The sequence below is a fragment of the Methylobacterium sp. D48H genome (assembly GCF_053345715.1).
The window spans coordinates 83,443-106,046 of sequence record NZ_JBKFAP010000003.1; the positions used below are offsets into that span (position 1 = coordinate 83,443).

General features: G+C 72.4%; 18 protein-coding genes. 5 read left to right on the forward strand and 13 right to left on the reverse strand.

Annotated features, from left to right (window positions below; all coding sequences use genetic code 11):
* Positions 1 to 55 precede the first annotated feature (55 nt).
* The 10 genes from ACLBX8_RS09040 to ACLBX8_RS09085 form a co-directional block, all read right to left on the reverse strand.
* Positions 56 to 1,051, reverse strand: a complete 996-nt coding sequence (locus ACLBX8_RS09040) for an HlyD family secretion protein (protein ID WP_447715000.1) — start codon at positions 1,049 to 1,051, stop codon at positions 56 to 58.
* 1 nt (position 1,052) lies between these two features.
* Positions 1,053 to 1,277: a DUF1656 domain-containing protein gene (locus ACLBX8_RS09045; protein WP_020091025.1), complete on the reverse strand. Its 225-nt coding sequence runs from the start codon at positions 1,275 to 1,277 to the stop codon at positions 1,053 to 1,055.
* Entirely contained in the window at positions 1,274 to 3,130 is a 1,857-nt protein-coding gene (locus ACLBX8_RS09050) for an FUSC family protein (RefSeq protein WP_447698191.1), read from the reverse strand. The genes ACLBX8_RS09045 and ACLBX8_RS09050 overlap by 4 nt, the downstream gene beginning before the upstream one ends.
* A 47-nt stretch (positions 3,131 to 3,177) precedes the next feature.
* Positions 3,178 to 4,164, reverse strand: a complete 987-nt coding sequence (cydB, locus tag ACLBX8_RS09055) for a cytochrome d ubiquinol oxidase subunit II (protein ID WP_091675999.1) — start codon at positions 4,162 to 4,164, stop codon at positions 3,178 to 3,180.
* A gap of 6 nt (positions 4,165 to 4,170) precedes the next feature.
* Positions 4,171 to 5,583: a cytochrome ubiquinol oxidase subunit I gene (locus tag ACLBX8_RS09060; RefSeq protein ID WP_447715001.1), complete on the reverse strand. Its 1,413-nt coding sequence runs from the start codon at positions 5,581 to 5,583 to the stop codon at positions 4,171 to 4,173.
* Between the two features lie 107 nt (positions 5,584 to 5,690).
* Positions 5,691 to 7,202, reverse strand: coding sequence for a malate dehydrogenase (quinone) (gene mqo, locus ACLBX8_RS09065; protein WP_447715002.1), 1,512 nt, complete (start codon positions 7,200 to 7,202; stop codon positions 5,691 to 5,693).
* Positions 7,203 to 7,213: 11 nt separating this feature from the next.
* Positions 7,214 to 7,612, reverse strand: coding sequence for a hypothetical protein (locus tag ACLBX8_RS09070; RefSeq protein ID WP_020091020.1), 399 nt, complete (start codon positions 7,610 to 7,612; stop codon positions 7,214 to 7,216).
* Between the two features lie 30 nt (positions 7,613 to 7,642).
* On the reverse strand, positions 7,643 to 9,370 hold the full coding sequence (poxB, locus tag ACLBX8_RS09075) for a ubiquinone-dependent pyruvate dehydrogenase (protein ID WP_447715003.1): 1,728 nt from the start codon (positions 9,368 to 9,370) through the stop codon (positions 7,643 to 7,645).
* Between the two features lie 47 nt (positions 9,371 to 9,417).
* Positions 9,418 to 10,875 (reverse strand): class II fumarate hydratase, encoded by a 1,458-nt coding sequence (gene fumC, locus ACLBX8_RS09080; RefSeq protein WP_447715004.1) that lies wholly within the window; start codon positions 10,873 to 10,875, stop codon positions 9,418 to 9,420.
* Between the two features lie 271 nt (positions 10,876 to 11,146).
* A complete protein-coding gene (locus ACLBX8_RS09085; RefSeq protein WP_447715005.1) occupies positions 11,147 to 12,601 on the reverse strand; it encodes a CoA transferase in 1,455 nt (484 codons plus the stop codon).
* A 75-nt stretch (positions 12,602 to 12,676) separates the two neighbouring features.
* Here ACLBX8_RS09085 and ACLBX8_RS09090 point away from each other — a divergent pair, with 75 nt between their 5' ends.
* Positions 12,677 to 13,810 carry a citrate/2-methylcitrate synthase gene (locus ACLBX8_RS09090; protein ID WP_447715053.1) on the forward strand — a complete coding sequence of 378 codons (1,134 nt, stop codon included), beginning with the start codon at positions 12,677 to 12,679 and terminating at the stop codon, positions 13,808 to 13,810.
* A 67-nt stretch (positions 13,811 to 13,877) separates the two neighbouring features.
* Here the strand turns inward: ACLBX8_RS09090 and ACLBX8_RS09095 are convergent, their stop codons facing one another.
* Complete coding sequence (locus tag ACLBX8_RS09095) at positions 13,878 to 14,741, reverse strand: class II aldolase/adducin family protein (protein WP_447715006.1); 864 nt, start codon at positions 14,739 to 14,741, stop codon at positions 13,878 to 13,880.
* Positions 14,742 to 14,870: 129 nt separating this feature from the next.
* Between ACLBX8_RS09095 and ACLBX8_RS09100 the strand changes: the two genes are divergently transcribed.
* Positions 14,871 to 15,779, forward strand: a complete 909-nt coding sequence (locus ACLBX8_RS09100) for a LysR substrate-binding domain-containing protein (RefSeq protein WP_447715007.1) — start codon at positions 14,871 to 14,873, stop codon at positions 15,777 to 15,779.
* 218 nt (positions 15,780 to 15,997) lie between these two features.
* Positions 15,998 to 17,359, forward strand: coding sequence for an NAD(P)H-dependent oxidoreductase (locus ACLBX8_RS09105; protein ID WP_447698198.1), 1,362 nt, complete (start codon positions 15,998 to 16,000; stop codon positions 17,357 to 17,359).
* Between the two features lie 4 nt (positions 17,360 to 17,363).
* Here the strand turns inward: ACLBX8_RS09105 and ACLBX8_RS09110 are convergent, their stop codons facing one another.
* Both ACLBX8_RS09110 and ACLBX8_RS09115 read right to left on the reverse strand, forming a co-directional pair.
* Positions 17,364 to 18,278 carry a helix-turn-helix domain-containing protein gene (locus tag ACLBX8_RS09110; protein WP_447698199.1) on the reverse strand — a complete coding sequence of 305 codons (915 nt, stop codon included), beginning with the start codon at positions 18,276 to 18,278 and terminating at the stop codon, positions 17,364 to 17,366.
* Between the two features lie 85 nt (positions 18,279 to 18,363).
* Positions 18,364 to 18,594 (reverse strand): hypothetical protein, encoded by a 231-nt coding sequence (locus ACLBX8_RS09115; RefSeq protein WP_012321783.1) that lies wholly within the window; start codon positions 18,592 to 18,594, stop codon positions 18,364 to 18,366.
* A 552-nt stretch (positions 18,595 to 19,146) separates the two neighbouring features.
* Between ACLBX8_RS09115 and ACLBX8_RS09120 the strand changes: the two genes are divergently transcribed.
* Complete coding sequence (locus tag ACLBX8_RS09120; protein WP_447698200.1) at positions 19,147 to 20,463, forward strand: HlyD family efflux transporter periplasmic adaptor subunit; 1,317 nt, start codon at positions 19,147 to 19,149, stop codon at positions 20,461 to 20,463.
* Positions 20,460 to 22,604 carry a peptidase domain-containing ABC transporter gene (locus tag ACLBX8_RS09125; RefSeq protein ID WP_447698201.1) on the forward strand — a complete coding sequence of 715 codons (2,145 nt, stop codon included), beginning with the start codon at positions 20,460 to 20,462 and terminating at the stop codon, positions 22,602 to 22,604. Before ACLBX8_RS09120 ends, ACLBX8_RS09125 begins: the two co-directional genes overlap by 4 nt.

Consider the following 22,604-nt stretch of genomic DNA (forward strand, 5'->3'; position numbering starts at 1 on the left):
GCGCCTGCCGGATCAACGCGCCGCGCCGCCCGGTTTTCCCGGCCGGCGCGGGCCGTCAGCGCCGCGACTCGACGACCGGCGCCCCGTCGCAGCGCTGGCCGGCGGCCGCGCCCGTGCGCCGGTCGGGCGGCAGGGCGTCCGGCGACCCGGCCTTCTCCGCCAGGATCGCGACGTTCGCCGTCATCCCGGCCGCCAGCACGATCGGGCAGGGCACGTCGTCGAGGTCGATCCGGATCGGCACCCGCTGCGCCAGCCGGACCCAGGTGAAGATCGGGTTGACCGTCGGCAGCCCCTGGACGCCCGGGGCGGCGTCGGCGACGCTGATCCCGCGGCCGAGGCCGGTGACGCGCCCCCGGATCGGACGGTCCGGCCACGCCATCAGCGACACGCGCGCGGCGTCGCCCGCGCCGATGCGCGGGAGCTGCGTCTCCTCGAAATAGCCCTCGATCCAGAAGCTGTCGCCGTTGACCAGCGTCAGCGCCGGCTGCCCCGTGGCGGCGAACCCGCCCTCCTGCAGCAGCAGGTTGGTGACCCAGCCGTTCACGGTCGCCCGCAGGGTCGTGCGCTCCAGGTTGAGCCGCGCCTGCGCCAGCGCACCCTCCGCCTGGACCACGTCGGCCTGGGCGGCCTGCGCCTGGCCGCTGGTCGTCTGCTTCTGCTGCGGCGTTGTGGCGAGGTCGTCGAGGTCGGCGGTGCGCTGCGCGATCCCCGCGAGGTACCCGGCCCGCGCCCGGGCGCTGGCGAGGGCGCCCTCGGCCTGGGTCACGGCGTTCCTGAACGTGCCGGGGTCGATCGTGAACAGCACGTCGCCCTTGCGGACGAACTGGTTGTCGTGGACGCGGACCGCCACCACCGTACCGGAGACCTCGGGCGCCACCTGCACGGTGTAGACGCGCACGCGCCCGTCCCGGGTCCAGGGCGTGTAGGCGTAGTAGAGGAAGGCGAGGTAGGCGAGGCCCACGGCCGCCGCCAGCGCCAGCAGGGTGGCGGCGACGTTGTAGGCGGGCGGCGGCTGCCAGTCGCGCAGCGACGGTCGCGGTTTCAGGGCCATCTCACGGGCCCTGGACGCGCAGGGACAGGATCAGCAGCGCCGTCACGGCGGTCAGGAGGCTGAAGTCGAACAGGGCGCGGTTCCAGACAAGGTGGTTGATGCCGATCCAGTCCAGGATCCAGCGCAGGGCCCAGGTGATCACCAGGGCGGCGAGCAGGCAGATCACCGCGGGCTCGACGAAGAGCCCGAGCACGTCGACCGCCCGCAATCCGACCACGCCGATCACGCCCGCCCTCCCGGATCGAGGTTCGGCCAGCCCGCGCGGTCGAGATCCGACACGAGGGCGGCCAGCGCCCCGATGCGCTCCGCCTGGAGCGGCAGGGTCGCCCGGTCGGCGAGCGCGCGCAAGGGATCCGGCGCCGTCTCCGGCCCCGCCGGACGGGACGCGGCGAGCCGCGCCCAGACCGCCCGGCCGACGCGGCGGCCCTCCCGGTCGTCCGTCTCCCGCAGGGCGAGCAGCAGGAGCCCGATGACGAGCAGGCGCTCGCCGCTCCGGGCCGCCGCGTCGTCCGCGCCGATGAGGGCGAGCCGGCCGAAGCCCCGGGCGAGGTAGCGGTCGAGGGGCGGCAGCAGGAGCGCCGGGTCGAGGGCCGCGCCGCGCACCGACCGGACCAGCCGGCGTCGGGCCCGCAGGCGCAGGGTCGCGGCGCTCACCGGCGGCGGCAGGGCGGCGAACGCGATCGCCGCCACCGCCATGCCGAGCAGCTCGGCCAGCACGGTGTTGAGCGAGTCGGCGAGGTCGTAGGTCATCGGGTTCTTGGGATCGAGCACGCCGAAGACGAAGAACCCGAAGCCGATCCCGTAGATCGCGCGCTTGTCGGCGCGGCCGACCACCGCCAGCATCGCCACCGGCAGCAGCACCGCGGCCAGCAGCGCGAAGCTCCCGGTGGTCGTCAGCAGGGTGTAGCGGACGGTGAGCCCGACCACGCCGGCGAGCAGCGCGCCGACCAGGAAGGCGCGGGATTCCGCCCGCGGGTCGGCATGGGCGGCGAGCAGGACGCAGACGAGGCTCGCCCAGGTCGCGGCGCCGGCCCCGTGCGACCAGCCGGTGACGTACCAGAAGCCGTTGACGAGCAAGACGGCGGCGGCCGTGCGCAGGGCGTTGTCGAAGGCGTGCCAGCCGTCCCAGTCCAGGTCGTTCCACAGGAGCAGGTGCGGGCGGAACGGCACGCGCCGCCGGCCCACGCGCCCGCCGGCCCGCAGGAGCCGCGCCGAGACCCGGACGCGCCCGACCTGCCGGACGGCGATCGCCCCGCCGGCCCCGATCAGGTCGGTCGAGCGCGATCCCGGCCGGTCCGGCAGCAGCGCCCGCAGCAGGCCCGCGGCGAGCACCCGCCGCAGCCGGGGGGCGGCGTTGCGGATGCCGCGGCCGCCGGAGCGCAGGGAGGGCTGCTCGGTGAACGTGTCGGTGACCTCCTCGCCCAGGGTCATGACCGCGGCGATCGGCATCGGGCCGGGCCGTTCGCCCCGCCGCAGGGCGGCCATCCAGGCGTCGCAGGCCTCCGCGGCCGCCTCGAGCCGCCCCGCCAGGGCGCGGCTGACGGCGGGGACGCCCGGCGCCACGAACACGTTCGACGCGTAGGCGCAGCCGATCCCGAGCAGGATCGTCGAGCAGCGGTCGACGCCGATCTGGAACACCGCCTCCGGGTTCTGCACGTCGGCCAGCGCGATGATCGGCACGGTGAAGCCCATCGAGGCGAAGCCGTAGGCGCGCTGGCCGCTCTCGACGCTGGAGGCCGCGGTGAGCAGGCCCATCCACAGGGCCAGCGCGAGGTCGAAGGCCAGGGTCGCCTGGGCGAAATTGGCCACCAGCACCATCGCGACGGTGACACCCACCAGCGTGCTGCCGGCGCGCCACAGGCTCTTGCGCAGGGAGGCCGCGCGGGTGGCGAGCGTCACCGAGATGACCGTCCAGCCGGCCCAGTGCGGCAGCGCCAGCTCGAGCCACATGGCGAGCCAGATCGCCGCGATGGCGGTGAGCGCGATGCGCACGGCCTCGGCCGCCTCGCGCGGCCACCACGCCGCGAGGCGCTGCAGGAGGCCCGGCGCGTCCTCGGAGAGCGCGACCTCACCGGCCATCGCGCGGCCTCGCCGGCCGGGGCGGGTCCGGGAACCCGGCTGCAGGCTCAGTCATAGTGCTCGGCGATGTCGACCTTCCCCTTGAACACCCGGTAGACCACCAGGGTGTAGATCAGGGTGATCGGCAGGACCACGATCCCCGCGCCCCAGAACATGAAGGACAGGCTCGCCTCCGGCGCCGCCGCCTCGGTCACCGTCACGCTGAACGGCACCATGTAGGGCAGGAACGAGGCGGCGAGCGTCGCGAAGGCGGCGGCGAAGATCAGCGCCACCAGCGGGAAGGGCAGCGCGTCGATCCGGCGCCGCGCCGCGTAGAGGAGTCCGGCGCAGGCCGCGGCCCCCACGAGCGGCAGGACCAGCATCTCGGGCCGCTCGACCCAGCGGTGCAATACCCGCAGGTTCATCGCCAGCGCGTACGCGAAGGCCGCGCCGAGGAAGACCAGCACGCCCAGCAGGAGCCGCGGCAGCAGCCGGAAGCCGAGGTCGCGCACGTCGGACTCGGTCTTGCCGCACAGCCACGCGGCGCCGAGCAGCGCGTAGCCGAGGCACAGGCCGAGCCCGCAGAGCAGCGAGAACGGCGTGAGCCACGTGAACGCCCCACCGGCATAGAGCCCGCCCTGCACCGGCAGCTCCTGCACGAGCGCCCCGACCGTCACGCCCTGCACGAAGGCCGCGCAGTAGGAGCCGCCGACGAAGCCCGCGTCCCAGACCCGCCGCAGCCGCCGGGACTTGTAGCGGAACTCGAAGGCGACGCCGCGCAGGATCAGGGCCGCGAGCATCAGGAGGAGCGGCAGGTAGAAGGCCGAGAGCAGCAGCGCGTAGACCGTCGGGAAGGCCCCGAACAGGATCGTGGCGGCGAGCACCAGCCAGGTCTCGTTGCCGTCCCAGACGGGGGCGATCGCCTGCATCATGTGCCGGCGCGCCGTCTCGTCCGGGGCGATCCCGAACAGCATGCCGACGCCGAGGTCGAACCCGTCGAGCAGCACGTAGAGCATCAGGGTGAGGGCGAGGGCGGCGGCCCAGAATTCGATCACGGCCGCTCACTCCGCCGGATTGCTGCTGGGCGTGCCGGGACTGTCGCCCGGCACGGCGAGCGGCCGCTTGGGGTTGGCGGCGCTTCCCGCACCGGCCGGGGTCGGCAGGATGCCGGCCTTGAGCATGCGGTAGATGTAGACGGTGCCGGCCGCGAAGATCAGCGCGTAGACCGCGCCGAACACGGCGAGCGAGGTCGCCACCTGCGGCGCGGCCAGGAACGGCGTCGCCGCGTCGGCGGTGCGCAGCTGGCCGTAGACGGTCCAGGGCTGGCGCCCGACCTCGGCGGTGAACCATCCGGTCAGCGTCGCCACGAAGCCCAGCGGGAACGACAGGAAGATCGCCCATTGCAGCCAGCGCGCCCGCTCCAGCCGCCCGGTGGCGTAGAAGGCCATCCCGCCCCAGGCCAGCGCCAGCATCAGCAGCCCGCAGCCGACCATGATGCGGAAGGCGAAGAACGGGATCAGCACCGGCGGCCGGTCGGCCTTGGGGATGTCCTTGATGCCGATCACCGTGCCGGTGAGGGTGCCGTCGTCGATCAGGCTGCCGATCGGGGCGGGCAGCGCGATGACGAAGTGGTTCTTCTCCTGCGCCTCGTCGGGCCAGGCGAACAGGATCTCGCCGGCCGGCGCCTGGCTCTCCCAGTGGCCCTCGATCGCGGCGATCTTCGAGGGCTGGTGCTTGACGACGTAGTCGCCGGTGAGATGGCCGAAGAACAGCTGCAGCGGCACCAGGATCGCGGCGAGGCCGAGCCCCATCCGGATCATGGCGCGGGCTTCGATCCGGTCGCTGCCGCGCAGCATGTACCACGCCCCCGTCGCGGCCACGCAGAAGCTGGTGGTGACGTAGGCGGCCAGGACCATGTGGGGGAAGCGGACCCAGACGACCCCGTTGAAGATGATCGCCCACCAGTCCGTCGGCACGAACACGCCGTCCGGGCGCTGGGCGAAGCCGGTCGGGTACTGCATCCACGAGTTGTTCACGAGGATCCAGAAGGACGACAGGCTGGTGCCGAGGCAGACCATCAGGCAGGCGAACAGGTAGAACCAGCGCGGTACGCGGGCGCGGCCGAACATCAGCACCCCGAAGAACGAGGCCTCGAGCGCGAAGGCCGTGAAGCTCTCGTAGCCGAGGAGCGGCCCCTGGATCGGGCCGGTGCGGCGGGCGAGCTCGCTCCAGTTGGTGCCGAACTGGAACGCCATGACGATGCCGGAGACGACGCCGAGCCCGAAGGCGACGGCGAAGATCTTGAGCCAGAAGGCGAACAGGCGGTCGTAGACCGGCTCGCGCGCGATCATCGCCCGGGCCTGGAGGAAGGCGAGCCAGGCCGCCAGCCCGACCGTGAAGGCCGGGAAGATGATGTGGAACGAGACCGTGAAGGCGAACTGGATGCGCGAGAGCATCAGGGCGGAGATGTCCATCGTTCCTCTCTCCGGCCGAAGCTCGCCGGTCCGCCGCCGCGGGCTGGGCGCGCCGCACCCTCAGATGTCCGCCGGCGGGGCGCGGGGAACCGCGCCTCGCGAACCTGTCAGACGTTCTCGATCCTCAGGACCGGCGCCGTCTCGGCCCGGGTGCGGCGGCAGGCCTCGGCGTCCCGCTTGAGGTCGATGCCGTAGGTCGGGATCACCGCCTTGAGGCGGGGCAGCCAGGCATCCGGCGTGAGCCGGTCGGCGAAGCACTTCTCCAGGACCTCGACCGCGATGAAGGCCGCCGTCGAGGCGCCGGGCGAGGCGCCGAGCAGGGCGCAGATCGAGTTGTCGGCCGCGGCCACCAGCTCCGTGCCGAATTCGAGGTAGCCTTCCTCCAGCGGGTTCGTCTTGCCGGTCGGCTTGATCGTCTGCACCCGCTGGCCGGCCACCGCCGAGGTCCAGTCCTGCTTCAGCGCCTTGGGGAAGAAGTCCTTGAGGGTCGCGAACTGGTGGTCGGAGCTCTGGAGCACCTGGCCCACGAGGTACTCGGTGAGCGCGACGTTGTCCTTGGCGACGTCCAGCAGCGGCACGATGTTGTGCGGCGTCAGCGCGGTGAACAGGTCGGTGAGCGACCCGTGCTTCAGGAAGCGCGACGAGAAGCCCGCGTAGGGCCCGAACAGCAGCGAGCGCTTGCCGCCGATGATGCGGGTGTCGAGGTGGGGCACCGACATCGGCGGCGAGCCGGAGGCGGCCTTGCCGTAGACCTTGGCGTGGTGGCGCGCGCTGACCGCGTCGACGTCGCAGCGCAGCCAGATCCCCGAGACCGGGAAGCCGCCGTAGCCGCGCCCCTCCGGGATCTTCGAGGCCTGCAGCAGCGGCAGCGAGCCGCCGCCCGCGCCGATGAACACGAACTTGGCCGTCACGGTCTGGCGCGTGCCGTCGTAGGTGTCCTCGACGGTCACGGCCCAGCGGCCGTCGTCGACCCGGTCGAGGGCGACGACCTTGCGGTTGTAGTGGACGGCGAAGCCGGGCTGCGCCGCGAGCTGCTTCACCAGCAGGTGCGTCAGGGCGCCGTAATCGACGTCCGTCCCGGTGACGATCCGGGTGGCGGCGATCGGCTCGCCGGGATCGCGGCCCTCGATGATCAGCGGCGCCCAGCCGGCGATGACCTGCGGGTCCTCGCTGTACTCCATGCCGTGGTAGCAGTGGTGGGCCGACATCGCGGCGTAGCGCGCCTTGAGGAAGGCGACGTTCTCGGCCCCCCAGACGAAGCTCATGTGCGGGCAGGGATGGATGAAGGCGCGGGGGTCCGGGATCGCGCCCTTCCTCACCAGATGCGCCCAGAGCTGGCGCGAGATGTCGAACTCGGTGTTCACCTCCAGGGCCTTGGCGATGTCGACGCTGCCGTCGGGGCGCTGGGGGGTGTAGTTCAGCTCGCAATTGGCCGCGTGGCCGGTGCCGGCGTTGTTCCAGCCCTCCGAGCTCTCCTGCGCGCAGTCGTGCAGCGTCTCGAACATCGCGATCCTGAGCGTCGGCTCCAGCTCCTTCAGCATCGTGCCGAAGGTCGCGCTCATGATCCCGGCGCCGATCAGCACCACGTCGGGAGCGTCGTCGAAGCTCATGGCGGCCATCGGGCCCCTCCTCAGGCGGTCTTGTTCGGGACGAAGGGGAGCCGGGCCTCGGCGCCGGGGGCGAGGATCACGTAGGCCCGGCACCAGGGCTCGTCGTCGACGAGGCGCCAGGAATGGCCGGAGCCGGCCGTGTCCTCGGCGATGAGGATGTCGCCGGGGCGGATCGTGAAGTGCGCGCCGGCCCTCGTCTGGAAGTCGAGGGTGCCGCGCAGGGTGATGACGAACTGCCGGGTCGGCGCCGCGTGCCACGCGTAGGTCCCGCCGGCCTGGGTCTCGCGGAAGGAGATCGAGACCACGTCGGTCGTGCCGCTGAGGATGTCGCCGCGCTCGCCGTGGGGCAGGTCGATGACGCCTTCCTCGAAGTAGGAATTGTCGTCGTCACCGGTCCAGATGCGTACGCAGCGGATCATCGGGCAGAGCTCCGGCTTCGGAAGGGCGCCTCAGCGCCAGAGGTTGGTCTTGGCGAGGTCGATGATCTCGGTGCCGCGCCCGTCGATGACCGCGCGGGCGAGCCACATCCCGAAGCCCGTCACCTGCTCGAGGCCGACCTTCGGCGGCATCGACAGCTCCTGGCGGGCCGAGACGACGTCGAGCAGCGCCGGGCCGTCATGGGCGAGCATCGCGGCCATCGCGTCCGGCAGCGCGGCCGGGTCCTCCACGCGCCGGGCGAAGATGCCGGCCCCGCTCGCCATGGCGGCGAAGTCCGGGTTCACCAGCTCGACGCCGGTCTCGAGGAAGCCCGCCGCCTTCATCTCCATCTCGACGAAGCCCAGCGTGCCGTTGTTCAGCACCACGATCTTCACCGGCAGCTTGTGCTGGTTGAGGGTCAGCAGGTCGCCCATCAGCATGGCGAAGCCGCCGTCGCCGGAGAACGAGATGATCTGCCGCCCGGGATAGGCCGCCTGCGCGCCGATCGCCTGCGGCAGGGCGTTGGCCATCGAGCCGTGGTTCAGCGAGCCGATCAGCCGGCGCTTGCCGTTCATGGCGAGGTAACGCGCCGCCCAGATCGTCGGCGTGCCGACGTCGAAGGTGAAGACCGCGTCCTCGGAGGCCGCCTCGCTGAGCGTCCGGGCGACGTATTGCGGGTGGATCTTGCCGCCGGGCTTGCCGACCGCCAGCGCGTCGAGCCCGGCGCGGGCCTTGCGGTAATGGGCGAGGCTGTCGTCGAGATGCGCCCGGTCGGTCTTGGCCTGCAGCTTCGGGAGCAGCGCCGCGATCGTCTCCCCGACGTCGCCGATCAGGCCGAGATCGATCCGGCAGTGGCGCCCGAGGCTCCCGGCCCGCAGGTCGACCTGCGCGACCTTGGCGTCGTCCGGGTAGAACTGGCGGTAGGGGAAGCCGGTGCCGAGCAGCAGCAGGGTGTCGCAGTCGAGCATCGCCCGGTAGCCCGACGAGAAACCGATCAGGCCGGTCATGCCGACGTCGTAGGGATTGTCCCACTCGACGTGCTCCTTGCCGCCGAGCGCGTGGACGACAGGCGCCTTCAGCGCCTCGGCGAGCTGCAGCAGCTCCGCGTGGGCGCCGGCGCAGCCGCGGCCGCAGAACAGGGTCACGCGCCCGGCCGCGTTGAGCATCCCGGCGAGCGCGTCGAGGTCGGCCTCGCGCGGGCGCACCACGGGCGGGGGCGGCACCAGGGCGGCGGAGAGCTCGGGCGCGTTCCCCGGCATGGCCATGAGGCCGACATCGCCGGGGATCACCACGACGGCGACCCCGCGCTCGGCGACGGCGACGCGGATCGCGGTCTCGATCACGCCGGGCAGCTGGGCCGGCGAGGAGACCAACTCGCAGTAGTGGCTGCATTCCTGGAACAGGTTCTGCGGGTGCGTCTCCTGGAAGTAGCCCCGGCCGATCTCCGCCGAGGGGATCTGGGCCGCGATGGCCAGCACGGGCACGCGGGAGCGGTGCGCGTCGAACAGGCCGTTGATCAGGTGCAGGTTGCCCGGCCCGCAGGAGCCCGCGCAGACCGCGAGTTCGCCGGTCAGGTGCGCCTCGGCGCCGGCCGCGAAGGCGGCGCTCTCCTCGTGGCGCGTGTGGATCCAGGCGATCGAGCCGTCCTGGCGCAGGGCCTCGGTCAGGCCGTTGAGGCTGTCACCAACCACGCCGTAGATGCGCTTCACGCCGGCCTGCGCCAGCGCCCGGACGAACAGATCGGCGACCTTCGTGCTCATGGTGTCTCGCTCAGCTGAGGGGGGCGGACGGACGGTCCCGGCGCGCTTCAGGCGCCGGCCAGCCCGTGGCCGATCATGGTCCTGGGATCGCACACCGCGTCGAAGCGCTCGGCCGGGACGCCCTCGGCCAGGGCGGCCGCGCGCAGCGTCGTGCCCTCGTCGTTGGCGCGGTGGGCGATCTTCGAGGCGAGGTCGTAGCCGATCACCGGCGACAGGGCCGTGACCAGCATCAGCGACTGGTTCACGGTCTCGTCGATCCGCGTCCGGTTGAGTTCGGTGCCCGCGACCGAGTAGGTCCGGAACTTCTCGCAGGCGTCGCCCAGCACGCGGATCGAATGCAGCGTGTTGTTGATGATGATCGGGCGCATCGCGTTGAGCTCGAAGTTGCCCTGCGAGCCCGCGAAGGCGACCGCGTTGTCCTCGCCGATCACCTGGATGCAGACCATCACCAGGGCCTCGCACTGGGTCGGGTTGACCTTGCCGGGCATGATCGAGGAGCCCGGCTCGTTGGCGGGCAGCAGCAGCTCGCCGAGGCCGCAGCGGGGCCCCGAGGCGAGCCAGCGCATGTCGTTGGCGATCTTCATCAGCGCGACCGCGAGCCCGCGCACCGCCGCCATGGCGGCGACCGTGGCGTCCAGCGACCCCTGCGCGGCGAACTTGTTGGGCGCCGTGACGAACGGCTTGCCGGTGAGATCGGCGATCTTGGCGGCGATCTCCGCGCTGAACCCCTCCGGAGCGTTGAGGCCGGTGCCGACCGCGGTGCCGCCGGCCGCCAGCTTGTACAGCCCGGCGCGCGACGCCTCGACGAGGGCCAGCGCGTCGCGCATCTGCGCCTCGTAGCCCGACCATTCCTGGCCGACGGTGAGCGGCGTCGCGTCCTGCAGGTGGGTCCGGCCGGTCTTGACCACGTCCATCCAGGCCCGCGCCTTGGCGTCGATCGCGTCGGCCAGCGCCCGCGCCTTGGGGAGCAGGACCTCGTCGAGTTCGAGCACCGTGGCGACGTGCATCGCGGTCGGGAAGGTGTCGTTCGACGACTGGCCCATGTTGACGTGGTCGTTCGGGTGGACCGGGCTCTTGGAGCCGAGCACACCGCCGAGGAGCTGGATCGCGCGGTTCGACAGCACCTCGTTGACGTTCATGTTGGACTGGGTGCCGGAGCCGGTCTGCCAGACGTAAAGCGGATAGTGCGCGTCGAGCTTGCCCGCGATCGTCTCGTCGGCGGCCTGGACGATGGCCTGCGCGCGCCAGTCCTCCAGGCGGCCGGCGGCGGCGTTGACCAGGGCGGCGGCCTTCTTGACGTAGCCGTAGGCGTGGTAGACCCGCTTGGGCATGCGATCGTCGCCGATCGAGAAGTGCTGGAGCGAGCGCTGCGTCTGCGCGCCCCAGTAGCGGTCCGCCGGCACGTCGATCCCGCCCATCGAGTCCGTCTCGTGCCGCATCCCGGTGGCGGCGATGCCGATCGGAACGTCGCGCAGGATGGGGTGGCCCGGGGCAGACTCGTTCATCGTCATCCTTCTCGGTGTCGGACCGTCTGGCACAGTGCGAGACGGGTTCGGCGAACCGGGTGCGCTTTGACGTAAACGGTGGTATTATTTTTTCAGTCTTCGGTCGATATGTGCAGATTTTAAGAAAACTGACTATTAAATCTTCACTTAAACCCAGTATTAAAAACGCCGACAAAACGCATTACAGATCATGAATGCGAATTGCCAGATAACATAGATCGGTGTCAAGCGTTCCGCCGCGCGGAGGCTGCAAAAACATTCCCGCGATTGGTCAATTTATAGCGCTTCTGCTCCCCGGAGCGGCTTTCGAGCCGGACAAGCGCGCGCTGCCGAAATGTCTGACTTGTGCGGCCTCCGTCGTGCCGAGATCACAGGCCGGGCGATCCCACCGCAGCGGCGCGCCCTCGATCCGCACGGGCGCGTGCAGCCGGAGGGCAGGTCCCCACGCCGTGTCCTCGATCTCCGGGGCGTAATCCGCGTCCCGATATCCGACGAAGGCGGGCCCCGGCGCGCTGCCGGGATGGTCCGTGAGCAGGCGCGCGGTCCGGGCCAGGGAGAGTCGCGCGGTGACGGCGTGCCCGTCGCGCTGCCGGGCGATCAGGCCTCGCACGGCCGCCGCCGCCATCAGGTAGCCGGTGGCGTGGTCGAGCGCCTGGACGGGCAGCGGCACCGGCCGGTCGGCCTGTTTCCACCGCTGCCCGGCCGCCGCGATGCCCGTCGCCATCTGGACGAGGCTGTCGAAGCCGCGCCGTCCGGCCCAGGGTCCGGTCCAGCCGTAGGCGCAGAGCGCGACGTCGATCAGGTCCGGGTTGAGTGCCCGGCGCCGCGCCGCGCCGTAGCCGAGCCGCTCCAGGGCGTCCGGGCGGTACCCGTGCACGAGGATGTCGGCCTCGGCGAGCAGGGTCTCGAAGTGCCGGCGGTCGTCGACCTGCCGGAGGTCGAGGCGCGTGCAGACCTTGCCCAGGGTGACGTCGGGCGCCAGGGACGGTTCGTCCCAGCCGGGCGGGTCGATCCGCAGGACGTCGGCCCCGAGGCCGGCCAGGACGCGCGTGGCCACCGGCCCGGCCAGGATGCGGGTCAGGTCGAGGACCCGGATCCCCGCGAGGGGACGGGCCGGGTCCGGGCGCCACGGCACCCGGTGCTGGACGGGACGTTCCGCGAGCGCCACGAGGGGCTCGGCCCGGACCGCCCGGCCCTGGTCCAGCCTCGGCCAGTCGTCGGGGCCGCGCATCGCCGCCGCGCAGCCGCCGGCGCGCAGGATCGCCGCTTCCAGATCCTCGGCCGCAGCGCGGGCCACGGCGGCCGCCACCGCCTCCCGCTCGCCCGGACAGTCGAGAACCGCCAGGGCGGCGGCGCGGTGACGGGGGGCGTTGGTGTGCAGCCGGATCCAGCCATCCGCCGCCCGGTAGTCGCCGGCGATCGGGTCCCAGGCGGCCGGCAGCATCCAGCCCTGCGGCCGCACGGAGGTGCCGAACCACGCCGAGGCCAGGTGTCGGTCGACCGCGACGGCGGGCGCGGGGCCGGACAGGCCGAGGAGTTCGGAGACGGCGAGGCCGGCGGCGCCGATCGACGCCGTCGCCAGCGCGGTGACCGGGAAGCAGGAGGGCAGGCTCCCGGTGCCGGTCACCGCCAGCCGGTCTCCGGCCTCGGGCGGCAGCGCCAGGGCGGCCTGCGCCTCCGCGAGGATCGGCGCCAGGGCGTCGTGGTCGGCGTGTCGTTCGCGCATGGTCGCGGCCCTCGATCGGTTCGCGCAGGCTGCCGGCCGTCGACGGATCGATCAATCTTGATACATCTGATCAACATGACGGAATGGCTGGACCGCGCCGAAGCCCTCGACGCCCTCGGGATCCGGGCCCAGACGCTCTACGCCTACGTCAGCCGCGGGCTGATCGAGGCGCGGCGGGCGCCGGGCCGGCGCCACAGCCAGTACCGGGCCGCCGACGTCGCGACGCTCGCCGACCGGCGCGGCCGGAGCCGCGCCAGCGCGGCGATCGCCGCGGGGGCCATGGCCTGGGGCGAGCCGTCGGTCGTCACCGCGATCAGCACCGTCCACCGGGGCAGCCTGATCTACCGCGGCCGCGACGCCGTGGCGTTCGCCCGCGACGCGAGCCTGGAGGCGACCGCTGACCTCCTGTGGGACAGCCCGGAGGCGACGCTGTTTGAGGTTCCGGCCGACGCGGCCGCGACGCCGTTCCTGGCGCTGGCCGGGCTTCTGCAGGAGGCCGAAGCCGCGCTGGGCCGCGGGCACCACCGCCTGTGCCGCGACGCGCGCCGCGCCGTGGCGCATCTCGCCGCGTCCTGCGGCATCCCCGAAGGCCGGGCGCCCCTGCATCAGGGCTTGGCGCGGCTCTGGTCCCTCGACGCCGCGACCGCCGACCGGGTCCGTCAGGCGCTGGTGCTGCTGGCCGACCACGAACTGAACGCCTCGACCTTCGCGACCCGGGTCGCCGCCTCCACCGGCGCGCCGATCGCGGCCTGCCTCATGGCCGGGTTGAGCGCCCTGTCGGGACCGCGCCACGGCGGCGCCGCGGCGGCGGTGCTGCGGCTCGTCGACGAGGCCGCCGCGACGAGCCCGAGGGCGGCCGTGCGCGCCTGCCTGGATCGGAGCGGCGCGCTGCCGGGCTTCGGCCACCCGCTCTACCCGGACGGCGACGTCCGCGCCGCGGCCCTGGGCGCGGTCCTGCCCGCCGACCCCCTGCTGGACGCCGTCCGGGACTGCGCCGAGGCGGCGACGGGGGCGCGGCCGAACATCGACTTCGCGCTGACGGCGCTCGTCCGGACGGCGGGCCTGCCGCGGAGCGCGCCGTTCACAATCTTCCTGCTCGGCCGGAGCCTCGGCTGGGCGGCGCACGCCATGGAGCAGGGCCGCCAGGGGACGCTGATCCGGCCGCGGGCCCGGTACGAGGGGCGGCGCAGCCCGGCGGACCGCCCATAGCGAGAGGGCCGGCCTCGCGGCCGGCCCTCGATCTGTCGCGGCCCCCCACGCGGGGCGGGCGCCGGCCTCAGGCGAACATGTCGGGCTGGGTCTCGGCGATGTGGTTGTACAGCGTCTGGAAGTGCAGCCAGCCGATGTAGTCGCTGCCGACGTGCTCGCGGCTGTAGCGGGCGGTCTTCTCCGAGAGGAGCTGCGGCTTGATGCCGGAGGCCTCGACTAGGAGCTGCTGCTGGCAAGCCCGCTCGAGGGCGATGAACCAGAAGGCCGCGTCGTCGATGCTGTGCTGCGAGCAGGTCAGCAGGCCGTGGTTCTGGTGCAGCACGCCGCGGTTGCGGCCGATCTGCTGGGCGACCGACAGGCCGCTCTCCTTCTCCACCGCCACGGCGCCCGCCGAGGCGCCGATCACGGCGTGGCTGTTGTAGAAGGCCGCCGCGTCCTGGCTGATCATCTCCAGCGGTCGGCCGGTGGCGCACCACGCGGTACCGTAGGTGGTGTGCGCGTGGCACATCGCCATGACCTCCGGGTACTCCTCGTGCACGGCGGCGTGGAGGACGAAGCCCGCGCGGTTGATGGCGTGGCGCCCCTCGACCACGCGGCCCTTGTGGTCGGCCAGGATCAGGTTCGACATCCGCACCTGCGAGAAGTGCACGCACATCGGGTTGGTCCAGTACAGCTCCGGAAGCTCCGGGTCGCGGATCGTCAGGTGGCCGGCGAAGCCGTAGTCGAAGCCGTGCATCGCGAAGGCGCGGCAGGCGGCCACGAGGTGCTTCTTGCGGTAGTCCCGCTCCTCGGCGTGGTCGGCGAAGTCCGGGATCTCCGGGAAGATCAGGCCGGCCTGCTCGGGCTGGTAGATCGAGGTCCGCCTGCGGCCGGCATCGTCGTTCGGCAGGTCGAGGGCGACGGCCGCCTCGTGGGCGTGATCGTCGAGCATGGCGTCTCCTTTCGTCGGGGTACGGACCGGCCCGCCGATCGCGTCGTGGCCGGCACTATCCTGCCGGATCCGCGCGTTGACAAACGACGATTTTTCACGCTTTCCATGAATTAAATTCACGGATTGCGTATGCGCCGGATCCCGAGCTTCTCCGCCCTGCGGGCCTTCGAGGCGGCCGCGCGCCTCGGCAGCTTCGCCCGCGCCAGCGCGGAGCTGCACCTCACGCCCTCGGCGGTGAGTCACCAGATCCGGGCGCTGGAGCGCTGGTTCGGGCGCGCCCTGTTCCGGAGGGCGAACCGCCAGGCGCTCCTCACCGCCGACGGCCAGCGCCTTCTGGCCGGGCTCTCGAGCGCCTTCGACGCGATCGAGGCGGTCTGCGCCGACCTCAGCCCGCCGTCGCCCGCGTCGCTGGCCGTGCACTGCACGCCGAGCTTCGCGGCGAAGTGGCTCGGGCCGCGGCTCCCCGCCTTCGTGGAGGCGCATCCCGGCATCGCCATCCGCCTCTCCACCAGCGCCGACCCGGTGGATCTCGGGCGGCACGAGGAGATCGACATCCTGATCGCCTACGGCCGGCCGCCGCACGGGCCCGGCCTGACCGTCAAGTCCCTCGGCCCGGAAGAGATCGCCGCCCTCTGCGCGCCGGAGGTCGCCCGGGCCGCGCAGCCGGACGCGGCCGGATCGATCGGGCCCTTCACCCGGCTCGATTCGTCCTTCAGCCCCGTCCGCTGGCCGGACTGGTTCGCCCATAACGGCCTACCCTTGCCGACCGGGGCAGCCGGAGCGGCTTTCGACCGGGGCTCGCTGGTGATCTCGGCGGCCGTTCAGGGGCTCGGCGTGGCGCTGGAGACCCTGCGGTTCGCCCGGGACGAGCTCGCCGCCGGGCAGCTGGTGCGCCTCGGCGGCGATCGGGTCGCGAGCCTGACCCGCGACCTCCACTTCATCTGCTACCGCGAGCGCGACGGGGCCCTGGAGAAGATCCGGGCCTTCCGGCACTGGCTCCTCGACGTGGAGGCGCAGAGCCGGGCCGAGGCAGCCTGAGGCGGCCCGAGGCGGCCCGAGGCGGAGGGACCCGATCCCTCACCCCGCCCCGCTCCCGCACGGGAGAAAGGGGCGGCGCGTCGCCCGAACAGACCCCCCGTCTTTTCATCCGGCAGGCCTCAACGGCATCGGGAACCGCGCTAGGTCCCCGTCCAACGACGCGGCGAGCGCGGCGGGGCCCGGTCCCGACCGCGCGCCACCCAGGGAGAGAACGCCCCATGTCCCTTTCCGCCAAGCTGCAGCGGCGCGCCGACGAGGGCCGGCCCGTCCGGGTCGGGCTGATCGGGGCCGGCAAGTTCGGCTCGATGTACCTGTCGCAGGCGCCGCGCACGCCCGGCATCCACCTCGTCGCGGTGGCCGACCTGTCGCCCGACCGGGCGCGCGAATCGCTGCGCCGGGTCGGCTGGGACGATTCGCGGTTCGCCGCGCGGGGGCTGGAGGAGGCCGCGCGCGGCGGCACGACCCTCGTGACCGAGGATGCCGACGCGATGATCGCGAGCCCGTTCGTGGACATCGTCATCGACGCCACCGGCAGCCCGGCCGCCGGCATCCGCCACGCGCTCAAGGCCTTCGCGCACGGCAAGCACATCGTCATGGTCAACGTCGAGGCCGACGTGCTGGCCGGGCCGCTGCTGGCGCGCCGGGCGGCCGAGGCCGGGGTGATCTACTCCATGGCCTCGGGCGACCAGCCGGCGCTCATCGCCGAACTGGTCGACTGGGCCCGCACCATCGGGCTGGAGGTGATCTGCGCCGGCAAGGGCACCAAGTACCTCCCGGCCTACCACGCCTCCACGCCCGACACGGTCTGGGGCCATTACGGCTTCAGCGAGAGCCAAGTCGCGGGCGGCGACTTCAACCCGCAGATGTTCAACTCCTTCCTCGACGGCACCAAGTCGGCGCTGGAGATGGCCGCGGTGGCCAATGCCTGCGGGCTCACCCCGCCGCGCGATGGCCTCGCCTTCCCGCCCTGCGGCGTCGACGACCTGCCGAGCGTCCTGAAGCCCGCGGCGGATGGCGGCCTCCTCACCGAGCGCGGCACCGTCGAGGTGGTCTCGTCGGTGGAGCGGGACGGGCGGCCGGTCTTCCGGGACCTGCGCTGGGGCGTCTACGCGGTGTTCGAGGCGCCGAGCGCCTACGTGCGCGACTGCTTCGCGCAATATGGCCTCAAGACCGATTCGAGCGGCCGGTTCGCCGCGACCTACAAGCCCTATCACCTGATCGGGCTCGAGCTCGGCATCTCGGTCGCCTCCATCGCGGTCCGCGGCGAGGCCACGGGGGCGACGGGCGACTGGCGCGGCGACGTCGCCGCGACAGCCAAGCGCGCGCTGCGGGCCGGGGAGCGGCTCGACGGCGAGGGCGGGTTCACCGTCTACGGCAAGCTGATGCCGGCGGCGGATTCCCTGGCGCAGGACGCCCTGCCGATCGGCCTCGCCCACAACATGGTCCTGAAGAACGACGTGCCCGCGGGCCGGGCCGTGCGCTGGAGCGACGTCGCCTTCGACGCAGATCAGGAGGCGATCCGCGTCCGGCGCGAGATGGAGGACCTGTTCCGCGGGGGAGCGGGGCGGGCCGCCGGGTAGCGCCTCAGGCGCGCCGGCCGGCCGTGCGCCCGGTCGGCGAGCGCCCGACGAGCTTCCGGAACGTGCGGCTCATGGCGCTGGCGCTCGTGAAGCCCGATCGCGCGGCGACCTCCGCCATCGATCCCGCGCCGGAGCGGATCAGGGCCTCGGCCCGGCCGACGCGCTCGCGCATGATGTACTGGTAGGGCGTGACCCCGGTGGTCTGGCGGAAGGCCCGGATGAAGTAGCCCTCGCTGAGCCCGACGATGCCGGCCAGGGCGGAGACGGTGATCTCCCGGTCCAGGTGCTCCCGGATATACGCGCAGGCCCGCCCGGCCTGCGACGCCGAGAGGTCGGGCGCTGCCGACCGGTCCGGAGCGCGCGCGGCGACGACCGAGCGCAGGATCGCCAGGTGGAGGCTCTCGATCAGCAGCGCGTCGGGCGACGGGTCGTCCCGGTGCGCGCAAGCCAGCGCGTCGAGGATGTGCCAGGTGCTGCGGCAGGCGCGGAGATCGCGCCCGTCCGCCGCGAAGGCGATCTTGCCGATCGGCGCCTCGGCCAGCCGCTCGACGGCGGCGGCCGAGAAGGAGAGGACGCGGCCGGCATACGGGCCCGCCCAACGGGTCGTGCCGTTCAGGCCGGGACGCCGGACCAGCAGGCCTTCGCGCTCGCTCAGCCGCGCCGCGATCTCGTAATCGACCGCGTGGTGCGCCCCCGCGGGCTGCGTGCTGGCGGCGACCTCGAGGCCCGTGACCGCGTGCGTGCTCCACCCGCCGGTGGGGAAGCGGAAATCGATGAAGGTGACCTCCGGGAGGCCGCGGTCGCTCGGCGCGTAGCAGGTCAGCTCGGGGCGGCCGGAGAGATGCCCGGCGCTGCCGCTGGTGGCGTAGGCGAACGTCTCGGCCGAACTCTCGCCTGAACTCTCGGCTGTTCTGTCCATGCGGGCCCGTGATTCTGGTGTCGTCGCGGTCACGCCCCGCGACGGAGGAGGGCGGCCCCGCGGCCGCCCTCCCGGTGTCAGACCGTCAGCGCAGGGAGCCGGTCACGCCGCCGACGACACCGCCGACCGCGCCGAGCACGCTGCCCACCAGGCCGCTCACCAGACCGCCGACCTGGCCCACGACCCCCGAGACCGCACCGAGCTCCTGGCTCGCGTCGACCCCGAGGCCGACAGTGAGGCCGACCCCGAGGCCACCGCCAACCTGGTCCAGCTCGGCGGCGCTCAGCTCGCGGACGGTATCGATGCTGTCCTGCATGATCGTTCTCCAGATTGAGATTCAGGTAGAAGGTTATTTGCTTCGATCTATTGCCTGATCGTAGCGTCTAGGCGCCTTGGACGTCGGCACCTGCCTTTAGGATTACAGAGATGTGCTTCGTGTCAATCGGTCATGGCCAGCCGATAATGCTCGCGGACGATCGAGCCCGGCCAATGCGCAAAAACTGACAGGCCTTGTCTTTCCCGGGCCGTGCTCCAGACGCTGTCGGCACTGCGGCCGCCCGCGCTGCGAAGCGGCGCGTCTCACCGCGTCTCACGCCGTCGAGTTTTCGCAACGCAGCACGCGATGATGCAAAAACTGACGTCCTGCTGCGCTGCGAAGTAAGCTCGACGGCGAATTGGAATAAGCCGTTGGAAAACAGACGGTTTTAAACGCAGGCGCGACGTTCTGACGCGGGCAGGATTATTCAAAATTCGCCGTGTCGGCAAGTGTTGACATGAAACTCCCGTGATGCGACCGAGTAAGGTGGCAGATGCGCTGAGCATTGCCCTCGAATACGGCTGTCTCCTTCAGGAAGGTTGCTTTCTCCGGGTGCCAAGTCCGCTCTTTCGACTTGAGGTTATCGAGGCGCGACGCAACGCGTGGCTGGGCGAGGCGCAGATTATCCAGCCTCTGCCGGTCCGCATCGTGGCCGCGGCCTGCGTGATCATGGTGGCGGCGGTCGGCCTGTATGCCTGGCAGGGCACCTACACGCGCCGCATCCACGCCGTCGGCCTGCTCGCGCCCGATATCGGGCTGATCAGCCTCGCCAGCCCGGTGGCGGGGCGCGTGGGCTCGACCGGCGTCCGCGAGGGCGACAAGGTCGCGCGCGGGCAGCTCCTGTACACGATCGACCTCGACGCCGTGTCGGCGAGCGGCCCCACGCAGGAGCGCGTCATCGCCGAGCTGGAGCGCCAGCGCCAGAGCGTCGAGCGGCAGCGGACCGCCCGGGCCGATCTGGCCGGCACGGAGCGGCAGGCGCTGCGCGAGCAGGTGGCGAATCTGAGCGAGCAGTCGGCCCAGCTCGCCAAGCAGATCGACCTGCAGGACAAGCTGGTTCCGCCGCTCCGGGCGCGGGTCGAGGAACTCGCGGACGCCGTGGCGCGCGGCTACGCCCGCGCCGCCGACTTCCAGAGCCAGAACTACCTCTACATGCAGGCGAGCGCGCAGCTCGCCCAGTTCCAGCAGAGCCGCCTCCAGATCGACGGCAAGCTCGCCGACACGAAGTCCCAGCTCGCCGCCTACGACGACCGGTTGGCCCGCGACCTCGCCGACCTCGACCGGACCGCCGCCCAGCTGGCGCAGCAGAAGGCCGAGAGCGAGGCGCGCCGCGCCATCGAGGTCCGGGCGCCGGAGGCCGGGACCCTGACGTCGATCCGCGCGCAGGTCGGCCAGACCGTGGCGGCCGGGGCGACGCTCCTGACCCTGCTGCCGAGCGCCGGGCGCCTCCAGGCCAACCTGTTCGTCGATTCGTCGGCCATCGGCTTCGCCGAGGCCGGCGCGCCCGTGATGCTGCGCTACGCCGCCTTCCCGTTCCAGCGCTTCGGCCTGCACCGCGGCGTCGTCACCGAGGTCACGCGGGCGCCGCTGGGCAGCGACGACGCGCCCGACTTCGCGCGGCGCGCCGCCGCCCGGGGGGAGGGGACCGACCTCTACCGCATCGTGGTCCGGCCCGATTCCGACACCGTGCTGGCCTACGGCGAGCGGCGCAGCCTCGAGGCGGGCATGCGCGTCGAGGCCGACATCGCCCTGGAGAAGCGGTCGCTCTACCGCTGGCTGCTCGATCCCGTGACGCATGTCCGCGAGAGCCTCGCCCTCGTCACGCGCGGCGGCCTCGACGCCCTGCCGGTCCGGAAGGCCGCCCCGTGACGGCGCCGTCCCTCGCCGCCCGGCTGGATTTCGGGCTCCGCCGCCGGGTGCCGGTCGTCCTCCAGGCCGAGGCCGCCGAGTGCGGCATGGCCTGCCTCGCCATGGTCCTGGCCTATCACGGGCGCCAGATCGACCTCGCGACGCTGCGGCGGCGCCATCCCCTGTCCCTCAAGGGCATGACCCTGCGCAACCTGATCGACCTCTGCGGCGCCCAGGGCCTGACCGCCCGCGCGCTCCGGGTCGAGCTCACGGACCTGCCCCGGCTCCGGCTGCCCTGCATCCTGCACTGGGGCCTCAACCACTTCGTGGTGCTGACCCGGGTCGAGCGCGGCGGCCTCGTCATCAACGATCCGGGCCGCGGCCGGCGGCGGGTCAGCCTCGCGGAGGCCTCGCGGGAATTCACCGGCGTCGCCCTGGAGGCGGTGCCCAATCCGGGCTTCCGGCGGGAGCGGGCCGCCCCGGGCCTGCGGCTGCGCGACCTGTTCCGCAACATGGCCGGCATCCGCGCCGCCCTGGCCCAGGTCCTGGCCCTCTCCCTCGGGATCGAGCTCGTCGCCCTCCTGATGCCCATCGCCTCGCAGGTCGTCATCGACGAGGTGATCGTGAACGCCGACCACGACCTGCTCCTCGTGGTGGCGATCGGCCTCGCGCTGCTGCTGCTGCTCCAGCTCGGCCTCAGCATCGCCCGCACCTGGGCGATCATGCTGGCCGGGACCCGGCTGAACTACCAGTGGTCTGCCGGCCTGTTCGACCACCTGTCGCGGCTGCCCCTCGACTACTTCGAGAAGCGCCATGTCGGCGACGTGATCTCGCGGTTCGGCTCCCTGGCCACCATCCAGAAGGGCCTGACGACCGACCTCGTCCAGGCCATGCTCGACGGGCTCATGGCGGTCGGCATGCTGGCCATGCTGACGGTCTACGGCGGCTGGCTGGTCGCCGTGGTCCTGGCCTCGACGGCGCTCAACGCGGTCCTGCGGGTCTTCGCCTACGGCGCCTACCGGGAGGGCAGCGAGGAGGCCCTCGTGGCCGAGGCCCGCCAGCAGACGCACTTCATCGAGACGGTCCGCGGCATGGCGAGCGTCAAGCTCCTCGACCTGCGCGAGCGGCGCGGCGGCGCCTGGATGAACCACTTCGTCACGGCCCTGAACGCCCGGCTGCGGCTGCAGCGCCTCGACCTCGTGTTCGGCCGCGCGAACGAGTTCCTGTTCGGCCTCGACCGGCTGATCCTGCTGGTGCTCGGCGCCCGCGCGGTCATCGGCGGGTCCCTGTCGCTCGGCATGCTGGTGGCGTTCCTGGCCTATCGCGACCAGTTCGCCACTCGGATCGGCAGCCTGATCGACGCGTGGTTCAAACTGCGCATGCTCGACGTGCAGACCGACCGGCTCGCCGACATCGTGCTGTGCGAGCCGGAGGAGCAGGATCTCGCCGCCGGGGCGCAGCCGGGGGCGCCCCCGGTCGTCGCCCTGAAGGCCGGAGCGCTCGCCGGCGCGGGCCTTGCGCTGCGCTACGGGGCCGACGAGCCCTGGATCTTCCGCGGCGTCTCGCTGTCCGTCCGGGCCGGTGCCTGCTTCGCGATCACCGGTCCCTCGGGCTGCGGCAAGACCTCGCTCATGAAGGTGATGATGGGGCTGACGCCGCCCAGCGAGGGGACCGTCACCGCCGACGGCCAGGACATCCGCACCGCCGCCGGGTCCTACAGGCGCCGGATCGCCGGCGTGATGCAGAGCGACGGCCTGTTCGCCGGCTCGATCGCCGAGAACATCGCGGCCTTCGACGAGCATCCGGACGCGGGCTGGATCGCCGAGTGCGCCGCCCGGGCGGCGATCCTGGACGACATCCGCCGCATGCCCATGGGCTTCGAGAGCCTCGTCGGCGACATGGGCTCGACCCTGTCGGGCGGCCAGAAGCAGCGCATCGTGCTGGCGCGCGCCCTCTACCGGCGGCCCGAGATCCTGTTCCTCGACGAGGCCACGAGCCACCTCGACGAGGCCACCGAGGCGGTGATCGCCCAGGCACTGCGCGACCTGCGGATGACGCGGGTCATCGTCGCCCACCGCCCGGCCACGATCGCCCACGCGGACGCGGTGTTCGATTTCCCCGCCCAGGTCCGCGACCGGGCGGATCTCGCCGCCGCGGGCTGA